This window comes from Bacillus sp. SIMBA_005 (assembly GCF_046535585.1).
GTDB classification, from domain to species: Bacteria; Bacillota; Bacilli; order Bacillales; family Bacillaceae; genus Bacillus; species Bacillus pumilus.
The window spans coordinates 1-243 of the sequence record NZ_JAWRWI010001008.1 but is presented as its reverse complement, the minus strand read 5'-3'; the positions used below and the strand labels follow the sequence as shown (position 1 = coordinate 243).

The following is a 243-nucleotide window of genomic DNA, read 5'->3' as shown; positions in this document are numbered from 1 at the left end:
CAATACGAAAAAGTGTTAGAATGAATGCGATCAATCTAACACTTTACTCTTTAATCCGAAGCCCCTTTAGCATGAAAATATTTAATTTGTATAGTCAAACAGGCATCGGGCATGATCTTGTACAACCTCTACAAATGCTTCCACTTGGCGTAATTCAAAGGAAGACTCATAGCCTATTAACCATGTATCTCGCGTTAAACCAAATTCTTTTTCATTGTTAGTCAGCGCAATTTTATTAACCCC

1 pseudogene is annotated in these 243 nt (G+C 36.2%); it reads right to left on the bottom strand.

The features are described 5' to 3' along the window. Positions 1-81: 81 nt before the first annotated feature. A pseudogene (locus SB660_RS23135) lies at positions 82-243 on the bottom strand (LysR family transcriptional regulator); the annotation flags it as partial.